The organism is Psychrobacter sp. 1Y10 (genome assembly GCF_052259005.1).
Taxonomy (GTDB): Bacteria; Pseudomonadota; Gammaproteobacteria; order Pseudomonadales; family Moraxellaceae; genus Psychrobacter; species Psychrobacter saeujeotis.
The window spans coordinates 209980-231161 of the sequence record NZ_JBQQES010000002.1 but is presented as its reverse complement, the minus strand read 5'-3'; the positions used below and the strand labels follow the sequence as shown (position 1 = coordinate 231161).

Sequence of the window (21182 nt, the reverse complement as noted above, 5' to 3'; positions counted from 1 at the left end):
TTGATGTGGATGCATCTTTGTACAGCTCATCTTACCAACGACCAGCAACCAGCGCAGGGTTTACCCTGATTGAGCTAATGATAACGATAGCTGTACTGGCGATCATTGTAAGCATTGCCGCGCCCAATATCAGCAACCAGTTAGCCAATCAGCGAGTAAAGTCAACTGTCTCAACCATAGAGAGTGCGCTTAAAGAAGCGAAAGCTGAAAGTATCATACGCCGGCAAAACATCACAGTGGTATACGACAGTAGCACGCCCAAGACCATCACCTTACAGGACGACAGTAGTACCGTTTTGTCTACCTATAATATCGCCTCTCAAAGCACAATCAATCAAGAGATTACTCCTACTACGGTCACTGAAGTTACCTTTCAGCCTAATAAAGTCATGGCTGGTGGCGCCAGCGTTAGCTATACCGTTTGCGATGATGCTTCTACTAGTGAGACTCCTAGGCAAGTCAGCCTTAACAGTATCGCTAATATCAATATTACGGCCGTTGGGAGCTGCTAATGAAGACACAAACGACTCAGGCAGGTGTGGGCTTAATCGAGGTTATGGTAGCGCTGCTGCTACTCACAGTGGCGGTATTGGGTTTTAGTGCTATGCAAATGAGCGCTATAAAAGCGACTGATGAGAGCCTGATGCGTACTCGCTCTATATCTACTATGAAGTCTTTGTCAGAGAGTATGCGCATACTACCAAATACTGGTCCAATCTATAGAGAGCAGGTAAATAGCGTTTATAAAAGCAGTAAAAAAGTAAATAGCGATTACGACATAAGCGCCTACTGTAAAGATGTCAAAACTTATAGTACTGCAGCTCCTGATTGTAATACGGACGACTGTAGTATCGATGAGATGGTCAACCATAATGTTGGCATCATTCTCGTCGCTGCTTGTGAAAAAGAAATCGCGCTGAATATGGAGGTCTGTACAGATACCAATGATATGAATGAGCGCCAATGTATCATTGCAGCGTGGAGTCAGACTAAACCGACTATGAATGACGAAAAGTATTCTTGTACGGATGCCAACGGCACTTATAAGCCTAGCGCCTCATGTTTTATTATGGAGGCTTATTGATGTCTACTATACATCGTCATCTATCCAAACAGCCTACCAATACGCTACCGCCAACTCAGCAAGGTTTTACCTTGGTGGAGCTGATGATCTCTTTAGTATTGGGTTTATTGATATCAGCAGCGGTAATGCAAGTCTATATTGCCAATGTTAGATCGGTCACTCTACAAGAAGCAGGCTCAAGCATTATTGACTCAAGCGTCTTTGGTATCCCTGTGCTAGAAGAGCATATACGACTGGCTAACTTGGGACTGGCAGACACTATCAATGATACCAATGCTGGGGCAGGGGTGGTGTTGACCCAAGCTGGCAACCTAAAAAACATAAAGTTGGATGGTGATAAAGAAATACCTCTGACATTACTAACCAATACTGGCGATGTAACAACGAAAGGCTCAGGCAATCAATGGTCAGCGATGACTGCGACAGACACACCAAGCGGACAGCTAACGATACAGTTTAGAGCGCCGCAGAATATGTTTGACTGTGAAGGTAGGGCAGCTTTGGGTCCAAGAGAAGTTAATATTAATAAAGTCAAAAAAGTCATTGATGGCCAAATCATTATAGAGCGCTATTATTTAAATGCTCAAGATGCCTCCAAACCCAATCAACTCTCTTTATATTGTGACGCTGGCAAATACATTACCGAAGATATGGATGACTATAAAGAGCAAGGTAGAGCAGACAAGCCTGCTACTGTATTGACCGCCAAAAACCGGATAAAAGACTTCGGCGATAAAGGCGTCGTCGTTATTCAAAATATGGATTACTTCGATATCTTGCTCGGCACCAAAGAGGCTGATGACATACGCTATTACACGGTCAAACAATACACTGATCTGACAGACAAACCAGATGTTATATCAGTAAAAGTGGGCGGCATCATACGCTCCAACAACGTCGTCCAAACCTCAGAGCTATCTAATAATTTTACCGTTTTGGGTAATGATGTCGCTCTAAAAACGGATGCAACCGATGTAGAAAAAAAATACTTACGCTTTATTTTTCAAAATGAAATTGCGCTGCGAAACGCAAGACAGAAACCCTCAATATAAGGCGAAATACTATGAAAAAGCATTTGTCTATGCCTACTCATCAGCAAGGTGTCGCCTTGATTGTGGTTTTATTATTTTTAGTTCTTATTACGCTAGCAGGCGTTATAGCAGTAAGAAGCAGTACGACAGACTTAAAACTTGCAACGAGTGATCAAGCAGATGCACTGCTACTGAACACAGCAGACAATAATAATAAAAGTATCGAGCAGCTTATCAATGTAGACACAACTGATGCCGACGCAGTGACTCAAAAAAACCTAGCGCTTAGCTCAGCTGGTATGTTTGGTTACTTTATGAACATTGGAGCAGAAGAGAATCGCGGGGATCAAATTGTATTTTGTTATCGTCCGCGCGCCGACTACTTTTTTAGAATGAATGAAGCAACCGTGATTGATCCAAGCGGTGGTAGTAAGCTGACGACAGGCGCTTCAAATACGGGCGGGTTTTGCCGTGTCAGTAAAGCAGAAGATTTTAGTAGCGCACGCAACAACGTGATGACGCAAGTAGCGGTCACTCGGCCTAGTAGCGATATGGTAGCGGCAGGGCCTTTTGAGTTTGTACCCTTAGAGCAGACCATCACCACGACTAACGTTGCTAGTAGCTCACCGAACTTTCGTCTGTTTAGTAGCTCGTTCTTACCTGGACTTACGCAAGCAAAAGAGAGCGACATCCTAGAATGTCTAAAAAAACCCAATCAAAACGCTGCTGACTTTGGCTATAGCGCTAAAGACAAAGACGATAAAGACATCACCAAGTATTACGATGAGACACTGACGCAGTGTTTAGCGCGTATTGGGGTCCCAGCGACGACCCTAGTAGAGGATGTCAAGCTTGAGAATATACTGACCTCTAAAAAATGCTTGGACTACGGCAAAGGTACTGCAAACAATGCGTTTAGCGACGCTTGTCAAAAGCTATTAAATGTTACTGCATCTGGTACGCCCAAAGCCGCTGGCGCAACAGGTTCAAAAAACTAAGCCAAAGAAGCTCTATGCTGTCTTGTAACAATACTTACACTCCAAGGAGTACAACATGAAAAAGCTCAATTCATTATCAGTACAACCCTGTACTCCTCAGACGTTGTTTAAAGTCACAGCGCTTACATTGGCATTATCTACTATTGGTATGGCTACCAAGTCTCAAGCGGCAGTTAGTTATGACGCCAGAGGGGTTGCAAGCTATAACACTTTGGGAGATCTGTCGATCTACCAACCTCCTGTGGGCGAGATTCAACCCACAGTTATGCTGATGCTTGATAAGTCAGGCAGTATGGACAGTAGAAGCTTATGGGATGACTATGGTAGCAAAGATTATCAATACGACCCTTTTACAATAGTAGAAAATAGAGAACAAACAAGAACAGAGTTTGTTTGTACTAAATATAACTGGAAAGGGAAATGTACTCGAGGGTATTACAGAGATTATACTGTTATTGTGCCTACCAATGTAACCTACAACTATCAAACACCTAATTTAAAAGGCGATAACAATAAACCTTGCTATTATCGGGAAACAAATAACTCAAATGTTAAGATAAACTTTATCAGTGAGTCCCGTAACGATGATGGCGAGAGCTATAACATCAATTATTGTATAGACACTAGTACTGAAGATACCCGCACGGTCACTGAGATTGCTGCGCGTGATGTACCAACCAACTGGCGCTTGGATAGAATGAGTGCGTTAAAGGTCGCCGTATTTAAACTGCTTCGTAACCCGAGAATGGACAGTAGTGTCAGTATGGGTGCAGGCGCGTATGGCTACAATAATGCGCGCTATGGAAAGATAGGCGTTGCTGCTAAGCCTTTAAATGATGATCAAAAAGAGGACATAAGAGAATACGTAGCAGATGTATCTCCTAGTGGTGGTACACCGATTGCTAGGGCCTTTGCAGAAGCAGGCGCTTATGTAATGGGTACTTCTACTGCTGCAGGTACAAGTACCTATAGCGGTTTTTTGAACACGACCAACGATGGTGTTATTCGTAACAACAACAATTATATCAAGCCAGAAAGCTCACAATGTGCTGGTACTGGTGTATACATGTTGACAGATGGTGAGCCTAACAACGGAGCAAACTATACTCAGTATATAATGAATGCAACGCTGACCAATCAAAGTTTTCAATGTAGCGGTTTAATGAACAATACGGGTGCTGCTGCTGGGAGTAACGCACGCTGGGATTGTATCGGTGACTATGCTAAGGCATTAAATGATAAAGGCATTAAAACGGCTATGGTAGGTTTTGGTAGTAGTTTTGATGTTTTTAATAATTCTGATAATTACCAGTCAATACAAGCAACTCTGCATGATGGCACGCCTTATGAGAAAAAGTACTACCGCTGTGATCTATTAACCAATAAAGATGCGCAGAATTCATGTAATTTAGGTATGGAATCTAAGGATACCAAGACAGGCTTTAACGGTTATGCTGGTGTGGGCGGCTTTGGTGAGGGTGGCTTTTATTATGCCAAGGACTCAAAAGACATCGTCAATAGTGTGTTGTCCTTTGTGACCAAGCTCGATAACGAGTTAGCCAGTATACCCTCGGGCACGATTACCATTCCTCAAGATCCATTAAGTGCACAAAACGTTCAACCTTATGCTTATCTGCCGATGCTTGAGCCCAAAGTAGGCTCTAATCTTATGGTATGGCCAGGCAACCTAAAGAAGTATGAAGTCAATCAAGGTACGCTATACGGTAAGTCCGCAAAGGGCACCACTGCTGATACACGCCTATACGTCAACATCGATAAAGACGGTAATATCGATACAACAGGGAAAAAGTTCCCAGCAGATCTAAATCCAAATGCTCGTGATCTATGGAGCACCAAAAACTATCAAAGTGTCGATAGTAATGGTAATACGATCAATGTTAATGATCGCATCACCGCAGGCGGGTTTTACGCACAACTAAAGTCACCAACCGCCGCCAATAATACTACTCGCGCCGTCTATGTCGAGAGTGGCACTGGACTTAAAAAAGTAGCAGTGACTGCTGGTAAGTTAGTAGGATTTGATGAATTAGATAGCAGCTATGGCGCAGCAGAGAAGCTATATCTACTTAGCTTTTTGGGCTATGACATCAATATTGATACCGCTTTAATCAATAAGATAAACGCAGCTGGCAATCAAGAAACTGAGCTTGCAAAGCTGATTACCTCTCCTAGCGGCGACGTTAAGGTCTTGGGCGGGGTACTACATTCCAAGCCAACCGTAGTCAGCTATGGCGGCAATATCAACTCACCTGATAAAGACAGCGATGGCAATGGCGTCATCGATGCTGATGCAGGTCAAATCTCCACCGACCCAAGTGATCGTAATGACTACGTGATGTTTGGTTCTATGGAAGGCGCGCTGCATTTGGCAAAGTCTGCAACTGGTGAAGAAGCCCTCGCTTTTGTCCCAAAGGTACTCATAAAAAGCCAACTAAAAGCCTTAAAAGATGCAGCGATAAATACCGATGCGAAGACAAAAACGCCAGTATTTGGGGTGGATGCGCCATGGACATCAACGGGCGAGTACAAATATAGCTTCGCTGCTGATGGTAGTGGTTCTGTCTCTGCCAGTAGTATGAAAGTATATGGCGGCTTGAGCAAAGGTGGGGTAGGCCTATACGGGCTCGACGTAAGCACGATGACCAAGCCAAGCAAGCTGTTTACGATCAATGATACAACGTCAGGCTATAGCCGTATGGGTATGATTATGTCAAAGCCTGTCGTCGGTAAAGTCAAGATAGGCGCTGGTAAAAACGCTATCAAAGACGTCATCATCTTCGCTGGTGGCTATGACAAATGTTATGAAGACCCTACCTTTAAACTAAACTCTATTACCAATAATATTGAAGGCTGTAGCAGTATTGCTCAAGCAAAAGGCAATGCGATATATATTGCCGATGCAGATACAGGAGCGCTGATTGCTTCGATATCAGGCGCGACGACAGGTGGCAAAAACGTCAGCGTATCCTCTATGAAGCATAGTATCGTCAGTGAAATTACGACGCTAGATCGTGACAACGATGGACTCATTGATCATTTATACTTCGGAGATTTGGGCGGTCAGTTATACCGCGTCGATCTGCAGAACGGTCAAAGCATCAGCTCAAGTACAGGTCTCAATACCTTTGTGCGCCGCGTCGTACGAGTGCTAAATACCAGTGGTGATAGCATTAGTGATTTGACCTCAAAGTTATTGGTCAATAAAGGTCTACAATACCGATTTTACGCCCAGCCATCAGTCAGCTTCTTTCAGCCTGATGGTGCCAATACACAGCGTATAGCTGTAGTAAATATCGCCTCAGGAGATCGTAGTAGTCCATTATCACGTCATCGTAATAGCCTATTAGAGTCCAATCGAGTCTTTGGCATCATAGATAGAGATATCGTCGATCAAAACTTATACGGTAATAATATCGCTTTAGAAGCAGACGATCTGACATTGAATGACTTGGCATCACTACCTTTCGACAAGATAACGACGCCTACAGACATTGTTTCCCCAATACCAAAAACCAAGTCTGGGGTGATATCTGCCCTAAAAAACGGTGTCTTGCAAGGCTGGAGCTATCCGTTGACCTATTTTGATGGTTATTCAAACATCAAACACGTCAAAAGCATGGGAGATGGCTTAGCGATGGGCGGTATTTACTATATGACCGCCTATAGCCCCGAGATGCAGTATGACACGACCGTCAATACCTGCTCAGCTCAAGTAGTTGGTGGCTCTGAGCGTCAATTGTATTGCTTGCCGTGGGGAGTCTGTGAAGATGATACTTCCAAAAATGGCACAGGCGGGTTTGTACGTGCAGGTAAAGGCATACAAGAGCTATCACTAGGCGCTTTTAGTAAAGACTTTACCAATGTGCAAGTCCTGATAGGCAACCAAACATTCTCCGAACAAGCTGTCGATCAAAATCGTAGTGGCTACGGTGATAGAAGCTTTTTGGATACCACGCCCGACGTCTTACCGCATAATGTCAATGGCAGCGGCAGACCCTCTGATACAGATGGTATGGGATCAGCAGGTATATTCGGTAATACGAGCGGCTATGTGCTTGACACCCAGCGCTGGTATCGAAAGTCCTCTGACTAGGATAAAACGATTATGCATCATAAGTATATCCTACCCAATAATAGCGCTCCTCGAGGCGCTCATAATCAAGGCTTTACTCTGATTGAGCTTATGATTGTGGTCATGATTATCGGAGTATTAGCAGCGATTGCCGTGCCTTCTTATCGTCAATATGTCATACGTAATGCCGAGCTTGAAACACAGTCGCAAATGAAGCGCTTAGAGATAGAGCTGAACCGCTGGCGAGCCTCGGCATTAACTTATAAAGGCTTTGTCCCCAAAAAGAGCATCAATGCAAACGGAGAGATGACTTACGGGTTTGATGAATCTGACAATAAAACCATTTATCTGCCAAAAGGCAGCAATGCGACCAACTATCGCTACAAGATCAGTCTGGTCGATGGGACTGATACAACCAAAAGCCTAGTCGCTACGCAGACAGGTGGCAATGTAAGCAATGCCGTTGGTCGCTCTTGGAAGATGATGGCAGAGCCCAATAGCAACTATGCATCCGCCAAAAAAATCCTATTAAGTAGCAACGGCATACAGTGCAAAACTAAAAATAATGACAGTAGTGTCACTCTCGCCTCTAGTGATTGTGGTAGCTATTCGGAGAGCTGGTAATGCAAACAAAAGATAGTAATAAAGGCTTTACCCTGATTGAGCTGATGATCGTCGTCGCTATCATCGGCATACTCGCAGCCATCGCTTTGCCTAGCTATCAAGGCTATACCATCAAGACCAAACGCGGGGACATGATGACTGAGATGCAAAACATCGCCTCCGAGATTCAAAGTCGCAAATTGGCACAAGGTAGCTATGACGCTATCAGTAGCGGTGTGAATACAGATTTGGCTGGCGACTATCCCAAGCAAGGCGATGCTCTTTATACTATCGCTATTACGCCCAACCCGCTTACCGCCAAATGGCGTATTACCGCTACGCCAAAAGCTGGTACTCAGATGGCAAATGACGGTGCATTAAGCCTTAATTATCAAGGCAATAAATGCCGTAACGTCAATAATGTCGCAACTTGCGGTACAGGCGATGAGTGGAATTAGCTCTTATCGTTAGCTTTATACCACAATTGATACGCCCGCCATCAACCCATCCTGACACAAAATGTCATCTCTCCAATCTAGACCAAAGTACCTTTTTTGGAGAGTGACAATTTGCTGCAACAATTTAGTAACATTATCATGATGATAAAAATGGTGACAAAATTTGTTACTAGTATTTAGTCCTTATTTACCTATTAATTCTATTTTAATTTAGCTTACCATTCGTTTTTTAGTAGTTAGTTATCTTAAATAACTTTTATAATCTAATAATATTTAACTATATTTTTACCGTTCAATCGCTAAATAAAACCGCTTATCTTAAGCACGGATAATGACACACTGAGTGTGAGCAAAATAATCAAATCTCGACCCCTCTCCTTTAAAAAGTTGGCACAGTACCTGCAACACTCCTGTTAAGAGTCATATTAAGACAGCATGCGCTATATGGTAGCGTGCATTTTATATCACTGACAGCAGGTATCTACGCCCAACTAATATATGGCGACGCTGTCAACCTATTATCTAAAGGAGTTCTTATGAACGCTACTACACAAAAAGGTTTTACCCTTATCGAGCTAATGATCGTTGTTGCGATCATCGGTATTCTAGCTGCGATCGCTATTCCCCAGTATCAGAACTATACAGTTAAAGCAAAAGTTGGAAAAGCTCTTACAGCTGCTCAAACTTTAAAAACTGAGGTTGCTTTGTGTGCTCAAGAAACAGGCGCATTAACTGATTGTGATAGTGGTTCTAACGGAATTACAGCAGATGCTAGTTTTACAGCAACTCAAGAAGTAGCTTCTGTTGCTACAGAGAATGGTGTGATTGTAATGACCTTAGCTACAGGAATTAACAGTGGTGGAGTAGATGGCAAAAAAATAGCGTTTACTCCTACGTTAGGTAGTACTGGTATTACTTGGTGTAATTCTACAACTGTAACTCAAACGACGGCTAAAGACTTAATCGAAGGCAATAGTGTAGGTACATGTACTGCTCCAACTTAAAATATTGGTAATTCTAGTTAAAAACTAGTAAGGGTGGGCCGAACTTTTAGCCCAGCTCACAATATGAGCGTACTACTTAAAAAGCCAAACATCATGTTTGGCTTTTTTATATTTAAAAACCCATTAGTACTAAATAGACAATCATATTGGCATAGTTTCTGCTTTATACCTTACTCATTAAATACAACTTTAGTCGAATATAATGACTCAACAATTACAAAAAGGTTTTACAGTCGTAGAGATGATGATTGTAGTGGTTATCATTGGTTTATTGGCTGCGATTGCGACTCCTATTTATACGCAATATATTTCTAAAGCCAAACAAAGCGCTTGTTTATCAGAAGTCAAAGGGTATAGTAATAAGGTGTTTTATACGCTCAAAGACGAAAATAATACTAGTGTATCAATAATTGCTCCAGTTATAAGTGCTTGTCAATCCATAACCGATGCTACAGGCTGGACACTAGAGACTCAACAAAAAATCATAGCGACTGCTAAACAACCTTCAAATGTTCGTATTGAATGTGATATTCCTAACGGTTCGCCGTGTCGTATACTGCCTTAGTTGGCGTAGGCTGAGTTTTTAACCCAGCTTTTTTATTCTGCAAGTTCACGATGCTGGGTTAAAAACCCAGCCTACAAAAAACCCTACTCAATATCTCAAAAGCCAAACGTCACGTTGGCTTTTTTTATTTATAAATCCTCATAGGTAACTAACCATAGCTACCATCCCATCTAATAATAAGAATAGTGTAAACTCTGCATAATTGCTCACCCCTATAATGATTCAGCTTATGCAAAAAAAAGTCTTAATGATATGTTTGGTCATTGCGCTACTTGAAGGCTTTGCTGGTCTTGGTATCGAGATTTATGCCATTCGTATATCAGCCACCTATATTGGCTCATCCATCTCCATCACTGGCGTTATACTGGCAATGGTACTGATCGCCATCGCCGTTGGCTACTGGTATGGCGGGCGCTTATCGCAAGCAGTATACACCCCAAGGCAAGCGTTACTAAAGGCAGGCTATGTGTTGTCATTGTCCGCCATCTCTCATGCCATCGCCTGTATTATTCAGTTGCCCCTACTGGCAGCCATGACATCCAGTACCGACAGCCCTATCATCGCCGCAATCGGTGTCGGGTTGCTGTTCGGGGTAGGGCTAGCGTTTGGCTCAACTGCCATTCCTCTTATTACTCAGTTTTTGTCATTGAAATACAAAAATGACGATGGTGTTGACGCGGGCAAAAACGCTGGCACGATGGTAGCGATTACCACGGTAGGTAGCGTACTTGGCTCAACCGTGACGCCGATTTTTTTGTTGCCTTATATTGGGCTTATGAGTAGCTTGGCGCTATTTATAGCGTCATTGGCATTTAGTGCATGGCTCTGTACCAAGCTTGCCATCCAAATAGAGAGCGACGAGCCGATCAAGCCGTCTGATCATGTCACCAACTATTTGCTCTTTACCTCGGCACTAGTCATGACGGCGGCGTTTATTATGATGAACAGAGTGGATACTGGCTACCAGACCGCGACAGGGGCTTGGTTTATCAAAGATACGCTGGCGGGTAGAGACTTGGCAGTCACTATCACTGACAAGCCAGGACAGTCGACGAGTAGCTGCTGGGTATACGCCACCAAAAAAAACTGTCATTGGTATGGTGAGATTGCCGTAGAAGCCATCGGACAAACCAAGCCCGAGACCTTGGTGTTTTTGGGTGGTGCAGGTATGGGCACACCAAGTGAAGTGGCACATTACAATCCCGAGATGGCGCTTACCGTTATCGACATTGACAAAGACTTACCAAAGATTATCGAAAAACACTTTTTAAAAGCACCCATCGCGGCAAATATTGAGTTTATAGGCGATGATGCTCGAGGCTATTTGACCCGAAATAAAGAAGCCCGTTATGATTTTATGCTCATTGATGCCTTTCAAGGTCAACATGTTGCGAGTAATCTGTACACGCTTGAAGCGTTGACACAGTTCAAAGCCAACAGTAACGATATCATGGCAAATATCATCGGCATACCGCGAAAGGAGCATGGCTATACCCAAACCATTCTCAAAAATTGGCAAGAAGTATTTGGAGATACCGCCTACGTGCTGACCAAATACGACAGTGTCAATCTACAAAATATCATGCTATGTAATTTTGCCTGTCCTGGTAGTCAAAAGCTGGCTCAATCTGGATTTTTTAATGCGCAGCAACCCGTGCATACTGATGATTTGCCTAGGTTAGATAGGTATTATTATCGGTCTATAAAGAGTCTATAAAAAAACCATCTAACGTTATCATATCGTTAAATGGTTTTTAGATTTAAAAAGCAGCGAGAGAGTAGGGCTTGCAAGGAAAATTCTTTAAATAGGATTTTCTATTAGCATAATACAAAGTGGCGGAATACGTTTTAACAAAATTCTTGTTAAGAATTTGATAAAACTAACCCACCCTACGAAAGGTTAATTTTGTTAATTTGACTATGTAGGGTGGGTTAGCGCAGCGTAACCCGCCTTTGTTAGTAGCAAAAGATCAATTAACCCAAAATTTATTATTCTCCAATAGCTTCATTATCAAATGCTTCCGTAGCCCAATCCTTAGCATACCTTCCTTTTTTAACCTCATGCAAAAAACTAGAATACGCCCAATCAGTGGCACAACTTACCAGCTTATGTTTGACAGGGTTAAAGTGAATATAGTCCATATGATTATTAAAATCTAACTCATCACGTATCGTATGTTTCCAATATCGCCGTTGCCAAACGCCAGTTTCTTTACGATTGGTGCGACTGATACTGCTCGTTTGTTTGAGCGATTGAGGCAGTTGACGACTAAAGTGACTTTTAAATAGCCTGATACGGGCAGGATAATTATCGTCGTTGTTGGGCATCGTCCATAGCGCATGAATATGATCGGGAAGTATTACCATAGCCTCACTAGTAAAAGGTAGTTTTGACTGAGTTTTCCTATAAGCCTGTCTTAATTCATCGATGTAGTCAGTCAAAAGAGAGCTGCGTCTATCATTTAGACAAAACGTGAAAAAATAAGTTGCCCCAGCTTGTCTATTTCTACGATAGTTTTTCATGGGTTCTACGAAAAAGTTAATTATAATAAAACAATATTATCATGATTAAAATTTAGCTATTTCTATAATTTCATTTTGAATAACGTCTGGCGGGTTACGCTTTGCTAACCTACCCTACAATATAGCTTATCAAAAGCCTTTCAATAAAAAAGGCTATAGCAAAAAGCTACAGCCTCTATATCATTAAGAGTAATTATCTAATAAATCAATCTACTTCTCAAGATACTGAATCTTACCCTCGACACCGTCCCACTTTTCAGCGTCTGGCATAGGCGGCTTCATCTCCGTGATGTTTGGCCACTTTTGCGCCAGCTCTTCGTTCAGCTCAATGAATATCTCTTGCCCTTTAGGCACTTCATCTTCTGAGAAGATCGCATTGGCTGGGCATTCAGGCTCGCATAGTGCGCAGTCGATGCACTCATCAGGATCAATGACAAGGAAGTTTGGCCCTTCATAAAAGCAGTCCACAGGGCAGACTTCCACACAGTCAGTATGTTTACAAAGAATACAATTATCTGCAACGACGAAGGTCATATTGAGGTCTACCTGTTATTGATTCGGCTAATGCCTGAATAGAATAATGAAAATAATGCATATTTTAGCGCTTTTAAACGATTTTAACAAACCCCTTTAGCGACTGATGCGTTGTCTAAGATCGTACAATAAGTCATGAGCTTGCTTGGGCGTTAGACTGTCAGGATCAGTATTTATCAGCTCGTCATATAAGCTAAGCAATTGTTTTTGTTGTTTATTATCTGCTAGATAACTTGCCTGTGCATTGGTTTCTACAGTCGCCTCAGTTATATCACTTTGATCGAATGTCTGGCCTTTATCATTTGCCGACTTAGTTAATTCAGTTTTGTCATCAGTGCTTTTGGTCTGCTCAGACCTTAAGTTGTCGATAAGATAACGTTTGGCATCGTTTAGCACTTGTGCTGGTATGCCTGCCATCTTGGCGACATGCAACCCAAAGCTGGAGCTTGCCGCGCCCTCACGGATTTGATGTAGCAGTAATAGCTGCCCATCAACGTCGCTTGCCGCGACATGCACATTGCGAATCTTGTCGTTTTTATTTGTCAGCTCATCGTTTGATAGTTCGTTGTCTGCCTGCTTATTATTTGCCAGCTCGTTGTTTGCCAGGGCAGTCAGCTCAAAATAATGAGTGGCAAACAAGGTCAAGCAACCAATCTCAAGTAGCCGATTGACGCAAGCGTGTGCAATAGCAAGCCCATCAGTGGTTGCCGTACCGCGGCCGACTTCATCCATGAGTACCAGTGATCTATCTGTTGCCAAGTTCAAAATATTGGCGGTTTCGATCATCTCCACCATAAAGGTAGATTTGCCGCCAGCCAGATCATCGGCAGAACCAATACGAGTAAAAATCCGGTCGATATCACCGATAAGAGCGTGTTCAGCCGGTACAAAGCTGCCGCAATGAGCGAGTAGCACGATCAGGGCAGTCTGACGCATATAGGTCGATTTGCCGCCCATATTAGGGCCAGTAATGATTAATAAGCGTTCGGGATGCTCATCGCTGCCAAGCGCGCAGTCGTTGGCAACGAAATGGCTAGGATGGTCATTTTGCGTGTTTTGTTGGTGCGTATTGGCTGGATTTAACGCCGCTTCGACAACGACGTGACGACCTTGACGGATATCGATGCTGGTTTGGCTTTGCGCTTGATCTGACCGTTGGCTTTGAGCCTGACTTTGATTAGCGCCGTCAAAGTTCAGCTGGTTTTGCTGAGCGTTACTGTTTTTATTGTCTTCTTTTTTTGCATTTTTACTATTTATAACGCTATTTGATGCGCCATCATGCATGACTGGACGTTGCCAGTTATGAGTCATAGCCAGCTGCGCCCAATTGCTAAGGACGTCTATCTGAGCGATAGCGGCGCTTAACTGTTGTAGCTCGGTTAAATGGTCGCTAAGCGTGGTCAGCAATTGCTGATATAGCTGTTTTTCTCGCGCCAGTGCCAAGGTTTGTGCGCTTAGATATTCGGTTTCGACGGTTTTTAATTCATCAGTGATAAAGCGTTCAGCGTTTTTGAGTGTTTGGCGACGGATAAAGTGACTGGGCGCATTTTGAGCCTGCATCTTGGGCAGCTCAAAATAAAAGCCACTGACTTTATTAAAGCCGACTTTTAGACTTGGCAGCTGACACTCTTGCCGCATACGTTCTGCCATCTCATCAAGGGTCGCTTGGATATTGTCATGCAGATGGGTCAAGCGATCAAAGTCTTCATCATAACCCGCTGCAAGCATACCGCCATCACGGATATGAGCAGGTGGCTCTATGACAATAGCGCGCTCGATAAGGTCGGCGACGGCTTGTACGGTTGGCAGCTGAGTGGGCAGTTGCTGCATCAGCATCGGTAGTAATCCTGTGTGCTCAGGATGGATGCCCGCTTCGGTCAGTAGCGTCGTTAGATGATTGCTACTGGCAATCCCATCGGCGAGCTTACGTAGATCGCGCGGTTTGGCACTCATCAGACCGATACGACTGCTAATACGCTCGATATCACCAATGGCATTGAGGGTGTCGCGTAAGTGTGTGACTAAGTGTGTGATTAATATCGCATTTTTATTGGATAAATGGTTTTTTGCACTGTCTACTTCTATTAGGCTGGCTATCGCATCCAAGCGCTGGTTGATACGAGTATGTAAGCGTAGTGGACGCTTCATTTGCTGTACCAATAACCGTCGTCCCATGGGCGTTTTGCAGTGATTGAGTACCGATATCAGAGACGTTCCATTCGCACTAACAGGCGTAAACAATTCAAGATTTTGCTGGCTGTTGGCATCGATAATCAGATAGTCGTCACTGTGTTCAACGATAAGCTGGTTGACCTGCGGCACTTGGCGCTGCTGCGTTTGGCGTGCATAATGTATCAGCGCAGCACAGCTAGATTGACTGAGGGGCGCATCACTAATACCCAAACCATCTAAGCGCTGTACGTCAAACTGCTGACACAGCGTTGCGGTCGCGTGCTCACGGTGGAAGTCATTGGCCGCCACTTCGATGATAGGGCAGTCGAGATGACTACGTAACCACAGTAGCCAGTCTTCACTGGTGGCTTCACTGATGATACACTCACTAGGGGCAAAGCGTGCCAAGACAGTGAGCATTTGCGCTTGTAGCGTTGCTATATCACTATTCTCTCCAGTTGCAACGCTTGTACTACTATCCACACTTAGGGTTTGAGTGGTGAGCGTCCCTGCCGTCAAGTCCAGTTGACTGATTGCAGCTTGGATAGGCAGTTTACGATCTTTTGCCTTTGGATTCGGTGTGGCGATGTCGATGGCGACGACAGTAGGCGTCTGATTGGGCGCGATAAGTGCATCATCGGTTATCGTCCCAGCAGTCAGCGTCTTGACCACTTCGCGGCGCATGATGGTGGGCGGCTTAGCCTTAGCGGCTTTAGTGCTACCTTTATTGTGTAGCGTATTATCTTTTTTGCTTTTTTCGCCGATGCTTGGATAAGAGTTGCTATCGGCTGCCTCATCGATTTGCTCACAGACCACCACCGTTTGCCCAGCGGCAATGAGCCGTGCCATGTAGCTATCTGCAGCATGAAAGGGTACACCTGCCATCGCGATAGTGTTGCCGGCTTTGTCAGTGCCGCGGCGCGTTAAAGTAATGTCCAATATCTGCGCGGCACGCTTGGCATCATCAAAAAACAGCTCATAAAAATCGCCCATTCGATAGAGCAACAAGGCATTTGGGTAGCGCGCTTTCATGGTCAGATACTGCACCATCATTGGCGTATGATGGGCCAAATCGTAGACAGCATCGCCTATGGTTAGGGTTTTGGAGGTGGCATGGTTTACATCAAGTGGTTTAGCAGACATTCATGTTCTCTTATATTGCTTGGCTTAAATATTGCTGATAAAAGGTATAGAGTTGGGTACACGGTAGGTAGATAACAGCGCTTGGCGATAGCCAAATATTTACCATTTTAACATGACCTGCCGCGTTTCAGCGCTGGCAAATATCCGCCGGTTGCCCTTGTATTCATCCGCGCCATAACCATATATAATGACGGCACATTTTATTGGCGATGCTTCATCAGATAGTACTGGGTCGGATGATGATAGGACGGCGGGTAAAGCTTTGGCTACTATAGTCGATGCACTTTACAAGCGGCATAGTGCTGTTAAGACATGGGTTTTTGGTACGAAGACACGCTTGCAAGCAATGTACAACGACGATTTATATCTATCATAAGTGACTATGCATTTGGCGTCACTTATCGATTTTGTGTTGTGCTGACTATATTTACGCTAATTATCGAATATTTCCATAGGTTAAAAAATTATGTTATCAAAGATTGTAGGCAGTGTGGTTGGCACCAAAAATGACCGCGAACTAAAACGTATGCGTAAGGTGGTCACCAAGATTAATGCCCAAGAGGCTGGCGTGCAAGCTCTGTCTGATGAACAATTACAACAAAAAACAGAAGCGTTCAAAGCGCGCTTTCAAAAAGGTGAGAGCTTAGATGCGCTATTGCCTGAAGCGTTTGCCGTCTGCCGTGAAGCGTCACTGCGGGTCAATGGCATGCGTCACTATGATGTGCAGCTGATCGGTGGTATCACCTTGCACGAAGGCAAAATCGCTGAGATGAAGACCGGTGAGGGTAAAACCTTGATGGCGACCTTGGCGATTTATCTAAATGCTATTAGTAGTAAAGGTGTCCACGTGGTCACGGTCAACGATTACTTGGCCGCTCGTGATGCGGACTTGAACCGTCCACTATTTAACTTTTTGGGACTGACGGTTGGAGTGATTTACTCACAGCAACCAGCACAAGAAAAGGTCGATGCTTATCAAGCGGACATCACTTATGGTACCAATAACGAGTACGGTTTTGATTATCTGCGTGACAATATGGTCTTTAGTCTCAGCGAGAAAAAGCAGCGCCCGCTGAACTTTTGTATCATTGATGAGATTGACTCTATCTTAATCGATGAGGCGCGTACGCCTTTGATCATCTCAGGTCAAGCCGAGGATTCATCAAGGATGTATGCACTGATTAATACTATTATTCCGGTGCTTGTGCGCTCAAAAGATGAAGAAGCCAATAAGAATAATGAAGATGAAGATTTTTGGATTGATGAAAAAAACCGTCAAATCGAAATCAGCGAAAAAGGCTACGAAAAGATTGAGAGTTTCTTAATCGAAGTAGGCGAGCTTGGTGAAAATGAGAGTCTGTATAGTCCAAGCCGTTTACCCTTATTAGCTCACGTACAAGCGGCTATTCGCGCCCATCACATATTTGTCAAAAACGTGCACTATATCGTCGATGAAGGCGAAGTGGTCATCGTTGACGAAAATACGGGCCGTACGATGCCAGGTCGTCGCTGGTCAGAAGGTCTGCATCAGGCGGTCGAAGCCAAAGAAAACGTCGAGATTCAAGCCGAAAACCAGACGCTTGCAACCACAACTTTCCAGAACTTTTTCCGTTTATACGACAAGTTATCAGGTATGACCGGCACGGCCGATACCGAAGCGGCAGAATTTAAGTCGACGTATGATTTGGAAGTGATTGTCATCCCAACCCATAAGCCCATAGCCCGGGTCGATATGGATGATCAGATATTTTTGACCAAACTGGGTAAATACAAAGGCATTATTCGCGAGATTAAAGAGATACAGGATAAAGGCGCGCCAGTGCTAGTCGGTACAGCGACGATTGAAGCCAGTGAAGAGTTATCTTATTTGCTCGATCAAGAAGGCGTTAAGCATAACGTCCTAAATGCCAAGCAGCATGAGCGCGAGGCTGATATCATCGCGCAGGCGGGTAGCCCAAAATCCGTTACTATTGCAACCAACATGGCAGGCCGCGGTACCGATATCATCTTGGGTGGTAACTGGCAGTCATTTATTGAAGACATAGACTCAGTCAGTGCTGATGAGATGCAACGCCTAAAAGCCCAATGGCAAATCAAGCACGATCAAGTGGTCGCCGCAGGTGGTTTGCATATTATCGGCTCTGAGCGCCACGAGTCTCGTCGTATCGATAACCAGCTACGTGGCCGTGCCGGTCGTCAGGGTGACCCTGGTATGTCGCGCTTTTTCTTATCGCTTGAAGACGATCTCATGCGTATCTTTGCTGGTGATCGCGTGGTCAATATGATGCGTGCTATGGGTCTCAAAGAAGACGAAGCTATCGAACATAAGATGGTGTCAAAGTCGATTGAAAACGCTCAGGGTAAGGTTGAGAGCCGAGATTTTGATGCGCGTAAAAACTTGCTAAAGTATGATGACGTGGCCAATGAGCAGCGTAAAGTTATTTATGCTCAGCGTGATGATTTGCTCGATGATATGGATTTACTGGATGCCATCGAAGTGATGCATCATGAAGTCTATAATGCCATGATTAATCAATTTATCCCGCCAGGTTCTGTCGATGATCAGTGGAATGTTGATGGATTAGAAGATGAGCTTGAAGAAGAGTTCAAAGTCTACATGCCACTCAATGATTGGCTCGATGAAGACCGTCGTCTTGATGAAGAAGGCTTGCGAGCAAAAATTATCGAAACAGCACTAGCGCATTATCATGGTCGCCGTGAGCAAATGGGCGACCAAAGCGCCGCCCAGCTTGAGCGTCACTTTATGCTTCAAAGCCTTGATAAGCATTGGAAAGAGCATTTAACACAGATGGATCAGCTACGTAAAGGCATTCACTTGCGTGGCTATGCACAAAAGAACCCTGAGCAAGAATATAAGCGTGAGTCCTTTGAGCTGTTTCAGATGATGCTAGGTGCTATCAAATCAGAGACAGTGCAAGATCTATCACGTGTCCATATTCCAACTAAAGAAGAGTTAGAAGCACTAGAAGCGCAGCAACGTGCAGATGCTGAGCGCATGAAAATGCAGTTCGAGCATAACGATGTCGATAACTTATCAGGTGAACCGCAGCCAACGCCGCGCCCTCAAAACCCAGGTGAACGGGCAAACGGTCAGATGCGTGTCAATCTTGCTGGAGGCGTAGCAGCAGGCGCAAGTGCAGGAGTCAGTATTCCTGATAATGCAAATGACGCTGAGCCAAACCCGTATGCCGGTATGAATATCAGCCGTAACGCGCCTTGTCCTTGTGGCTCTAGTCTAAAATACAAACAATGCCATGGAAAAATCTAACACCAAAATTTATACCTAATTGCTTATTTTAATTACCTATCCCTGTTAGCAGTGATAGGTATTTTTATGCAAGATCATTGGCTGCTTAACGTAGGCTATGGATAGACCTATATGATTATCAAATAAGAATTTTGATAATTTGTCATGACTGTTTACAAATTCAACATAGGCGAATATAGGCGGACACGCTATAGTATTTACCATAACAATCTGGGAGACAATGATGAATCTAGGACAATTAAAACAATTACGTATGACGGCCTTGATGACAGGTTTACTCGCTAGTGCGATTAGCATCAGTGCTTGTCAGCAGCAGCAAGAGCCAGAGCCGAGCCTAGAGGATAGCATCAACGCTGAAGAGTCAGTACCAATGTCGGCTGATCCAGCAGACCCTAGTGATACCGTCGTCGCGACTGAGGATGCTTCGTTAAATGAAGTACAGGATGATACGATTGCCAATGTTAATACTGATCTGACTCAAATAACTTATTTGTGTACACCTGCTTTAAAAGTTGAAGCGACTTATAAAGATGAAACCAATCAAGTGGTTATCGGTACTGATATGGGTACAGTTACATTGATGCAAACCAATGAAGGCACCAACCCTGAAGTATTTGAAGTTGATACAGCTATGGATGGTGGTCAAGGCTTTACTCAGTGGCGCGTGGCACACGAAGAGCGTGCAACAGGCGTCATGCGTACAGCAGGCGAGGACGAAACGGATATCAGTACTTACGAGTGTAATAAGACCTAGGCATTAATAGCCGTATACTTTAATTCTGACATAAAAAAAGCAACGTTCACGTTGCTTTTTTTATATTCTAACTTTCAACTTTAACACGCTTATTTTTAATAAATAAGTTTGCTTCGGGTAGGACTAGTCTTTACGAACACGAGAAGTTTCGTGCTCTAAAAACCCTTCCTCGGTTACATCTAGTTCTTCGTGTTGTAGCTCAACTTGGATACTGTCTGTATGCGTATGCGTGGTCTTATTGACTTCGATTTCTTGAATAGCATAAGTATCTTTTGTAATGGTTGCCACTTGACGTGATAAAACGATTTCAACAGGAGCATCGCCAACTTCTATTTGTTTACCATTGATAGTGACTACCGCCTTACTATCTAATGAGGGTTCAACATGGCGTAAAATGTCTTTTTCATCATAGTTACCTGATAGCAGATCTTGGCTTTCAGCATCGTTGTACTCAGTGCGAATCGTGACATACTCTTCTACTAGCTCAATTGGCACTTCAATAGACTTGGTACGGGTATGCTTAGTCACTGTCACTTTACCGACGTCTAGGCGCTCCTTGTTGATGACTGGACGCTCTTCTAGTAATTCTAAACGGTTACTAATAGCACTGCTATCCGTAGTATGCGGCGCTGCCAGTTTATTCTCTCCTGCATGATCCTCTAGCTTTGCCGTAGACGCTGATAGCGGTGTCGTACCCGCTCGTTGGTTTTCGCTTTCGTTTGCACTGTACTTATTATTGGTCTCTTTTTCGTGGTTAGTATTCATCATTACGTTCCTTATTATTGGCAAGTATTTTACTAATATGATTAGATAACGACATATAAGCCTATTATTCATGGGAAAGACATAAAAAAAGGCCAGAGACAAACTCTGACCTTAATTCGCTAAGGATGATTACTTAGCTATATATTCACGCTACCTAATCGCAGTT

At 43.8% G+C, this 21182-nt stretch carries 17 protein-coding genes; 13 read left to right on the top strand and 4 right to left on the bottom strand.

Annotation, left to right across the window (positions count from 1 at the left end; genetic code table 11):
• Positions 1-5 precede the first annotated feature (5 nt).
• The 10 genes from ACTXGH_RS03940 (at position 6) to ACTXGH_RS03895 (ending at position 11553) form a co-directional block, all read left to right on the top strand.
• Complete coding sequence (locus ACTXGH_RS03940; RefSeq protein ID WP_439295548.1) at positions 6-512, top strand: pilus assembly FimT family protein; 507 nt, start codon at positions 6-8, stop codon at positions 510-512.
• Positions 512-1084: a type IV pilus modification protein PilV gene (gene pilV / locus ACTXGH_RS03935; RefSeq protein ID WP_439295549.1), complete on the top strand. Its 573-nt coding sequence runs from the start codon at positions 512-514 to the stop codon at positions 1082-1084. Before ACTXGH_RS03940 ends, pilV begins: the two co-directional genes overlap by 1 nt.
• Positions 1084-2136, top strand: coding sequence for a PilW family protein (locus ACTXGH_RS03930; RefSeq protein WP_439295550.1), 1053 nt, complete (start codon positions 1084-1086; stop codon positions 2134-2136). Before pilV ends, ACTXGH_RS03930 begins: the two co-directional genes overlap by 1 nt.
• Positions 2137-2147: 11 nt before the next feature.
• A complete protein-coding gene (locus tag ACTXGH_RS03925) occupies positions 2148-3113 on the top strand; it encodes a PilX N-terminal domain-containing pilus assembly protein (RefSeq protein WP_299189553.1) in 966 nt (321 codons plus the stop codon).
• Positions 3114-3168: 55 nt separating this feature from the next.
• A complete protein-coding gene (locus ACTXGH_RS03920) occupies positions 3169-7227 on the top strand; it encodes a pilus assembly protein (protein ID WP_439295551.1) in 4059 nt (1352 codons plus the stop codon).
• Between the two features lie 12 nt (positions 7228-7239).
• Positions 7240-7830 (top strand): type IV pilin protein, encoded by a 591-nt coding sequence (locus tag ACTXGH_RS03915; RefSeq protein ID WP_439295552.1) that lies wholly within the window; start codon positions 7240-7242, stop codon positions 7828-7830.
• The gene (locus tag ACTXGH_RS03910; RefSeq protein WP_439295553.1) at positions 7830-8267 is read left to right on the top strand and encodes a type IV pilin protein; all 438 of its coding nucleotides are present in this window, start codon (positions 7830-7832) and stop codon (positions 8265-8267) included. Before ACTXGH_RS03915 ends, ACTXGH_RS03910 begins: the two co-directional genes overlap by 1 nt.
• 536 nt (positions 8268-8803) lie before the next feature.
• Positions 8804-9271, top strand: a complete 468-nt coding sequence (locus tag ACTXGH_RS03905) for a pilin (RefSeq protein WP_439295554.1) — start codon at positions 8804-8806, stop codon at positions 9269-9271.
• 202 nt (positions 9272-9473) lie between these two features.
• Positions 9474-9836 carry a prepilin-type N-terminal cleavage/methylation domain-containing protein gene (locus ACTXGH_RS03900; RefSeq protein ID WP_439295555.1) on the top strand — a complete coding sequence of 121 codons (363 nt, stop codon included), beginning with the start codon at positions 9474-9476 and terminating at the stop codon, positions 9834-9836.
• A 229-nt stretch (positions 9837-10065) separates the two neighbouring features.
• On the top strand, positions 10066-11553 hold the full coding sequence (locus ACTXGH_RS03895) for a fused MFS/spermidine synthase (RefSeq protein WP_439295556.1): 1488 nt from the start codon (positions 10066-10068) through the stop codon (positions 11551-11553).
• Between the two features lie 272 nt (positions 11554-11825).
• Here the strand turns inward: ACTXGH_RS03895 and ACTXGH_RS03890 are convergent, their stop codons facing one another.
• The 3 genes from ACTXGH_RS03890 to mutS form a co-directional block, all read right to left on the bottom strand.
• Positions 11826-12359 (bottom strand): REP-associated tyrosine transposase, encoded by a 534-nt coding sequence (locus tag ACTXGH_RS03890; RefSeq protein WP_439295557.1) that lies wholly within the window; start codon positions 12357-12359, stop codon positions 11826-11828.
• Positions 12360-12569: 210 nt separating this feature from the next.
• Entirely contained in the window at positions 12570-12893 is a 324-nt protein-coding gene (gene fdxA, locus ACTXGH_RS03885; protein WP_299185756.1) for a ferredoxin FdxA, read from the bottom strand.
• Positions 12894-12989: 96 nt separating this feature from the next.
• The gene (gene mutS / locus ACTXGH_RS03880) at positions 12990-16208 is read right to left on the bottom strand and encodes a DNA mismatch repair protein MutS (RefSeq protein ID WP_439295558.1); all 3219 of its coding nucleotides are present in this window, start codon (positions 16206-16208) and stop codon (positions 12990-12992) included.
• A gap of 187 nt (positions 16209-16395) precedes the next feature.
• Between mutS and ACTXGH_RS03875 the strand changes: the two genes are divergently transcribed.
• From ACTXGH_RS03875 to ACTXGH_RS03865, 3 genes are all read left to right on the top strand, one after another.
• On the top strand, positions 16396-16584 hold the full coding sequence (locus ACTXGH_RS03875) for a hypothetical protein (RefSeq protein ID WP_439295559.1): 189 nt from the start codon (positions 16396-16398) through the stop codon (positions 16582-16584).
• A gap of 90 nt (positions 16585-16674) precedes the next feature.
• Positions 16675-19497 (top strand): preprotein translocase subunit SecA, encoded by a 2823-nt coding sequence (gene secA, locus ACTXGH_RS03870; protein WP_439295560.1) that lies wholly within the window; start codon positions 16675-16677, stop codon positions 19495-19497.
• 220 nt (positions 19498-19717) lie between these two features.
• Positions 19718-20251 carry a hypothetical protein gene (locus ACTXGH_RS03865; protein WP_439262892.1) on the top strand — a complete coding sequence of 178 codons (534 nt, stop codon included), beginning with the start codon at positions 19718-19720 and terminating at the stop codon, positions 20249-20251.
• Positions 20252-20374: 123 nt separating this feature from the next.
• On the opposite strand, the gene ACTXGH_RS03860 is transcribed toward ACTXGH_RS03865, so the two are convergent.
• Positions 20375-21019 (bottom strand): YsnF/AvaK domain-containing protein, encoded by a 645-nt coding sequence (locus ACTXGH_RS03860; protein ID WP_439295561.1) that lies wholly within the window; start codon positions 21017-21019, stop codon positions 20375-20377.
• Between the last annotated feature and the right edge of the window lie 163 nt (positions 21020-21182).

Excerpts from the sequence above, each read along its gene's own strand:
- pilV (WP_439295549.1), top strand. The coding sequence starts at position 512 with ATGAAGACACAAACGACTCAGGCAGGTGTGGGCTTAATCGAGGTTATG.
- ACTXGH_RS03930 (WP_439295550.1), top strand. The coding sequence starts at position 1,084 with ATGTCTACTATACATCGTCATCTATCCAAACAGCCTACCAATACGCTA.
- ACTXGH_RS03925 (WP_299189553.1), top strand. The coding sequence starts at position 2,148 with ATGAAAAAGCATTTGTCTATGCCTACTCATCAGCAAGGTGTCGCCTTG.
- ACTXGH_RS03920 (WP_439295551.1), top strand. The coding sequence starts at position 3,169 with ATGAAAAAGCTCAATTCATTATCAGTACAACCCTGTACTCCTCAGACG.
- ACTXGH_RS03915 (WP_439295552.1), top strand. The coding sequence starts at position 7,240 with ATGCATCATAAGTATATCCTACCCAATAATAGCGCTCCTCGAGGCGCT.
- ACTXGH_RS03910 (WP_439295553.1), top strand. The coding sequence starts at position 7,830 with ATGCAAACAAAAGATAGTAATAAAGGCTTTACCCTGATTGAGCTGATG.
- ACTXGH_RS03905 (WP_439295554.1), top strand. The coding sequence starts at position 8,804 with ATGAACGCTACTACACAAAAAGGTTTTACCCTTATCGAGCTAATGATC.
- ACTXGH_RS03900 (WP_439295555.1), top strand. The coding sequence starts at position 9,474 with ATGACTCAACAATTACAAAAAGGTTTTACAGTCGTAGAGATGATGATT.
- ACTXGH_RS03895 (WP_439295556.1), top strand. The coding sequence starts at position 10,066 with ATGCAAAAAAAAGTCTTAATGATATGTTTGGTCATTGCGCTACTTGAA.
- ACTXGH_RS03890 (WP_439295557.1), bottom strand. The coding sequence starts at position 12,359 with ATGAAAAACTATCGTAGAAATAGACAAGCTGGGGCAACTTATTTTTTC.
- fdxA (WP_299185756.1), bottom strand. The coding sequence starts at position 12,893 with ATGACCTTCGTCGTTGCAGATAATTGTATTCTTTGTAAACATACTGAC.
- mutS (WP_439295558.1), bottom strand. The coding sequence starts at position 16,208 with ATGTCTGCTAAACCACTTGATGTAAACCATGCCACCTCCAAAACCCTA.
- ACTXGH_RS03875 (WP_439295559.1), top strand. The coding sequence starts at position 16,396 with ATGACGGCACATTTTATTGGCGATGCTTCATCAGATAGTACTGGGTCG.
- secA (WP_439295560.1), top strand. The coding sequence starts at position 16,675 with ATGTTATCAAAGATTGTAGGCAGTGTGGTTGGCACCAAAAATGACCGC.
- ACTXGH_RS03865 (WP_439262892.1), top strand. The coding sequence starts at position 19,718 with ATGATGAATCTAGGACAATTAAAACAATTACGTATGACGGCCTTGATG.
- ACTXGH_RS03860 (WP_439295561.1), bottom strand. The coding sequence starts at position 21,019 with ATGATGAATACTAACCACGAAAAAGAGACCAATAATAAGTACAGTGCA.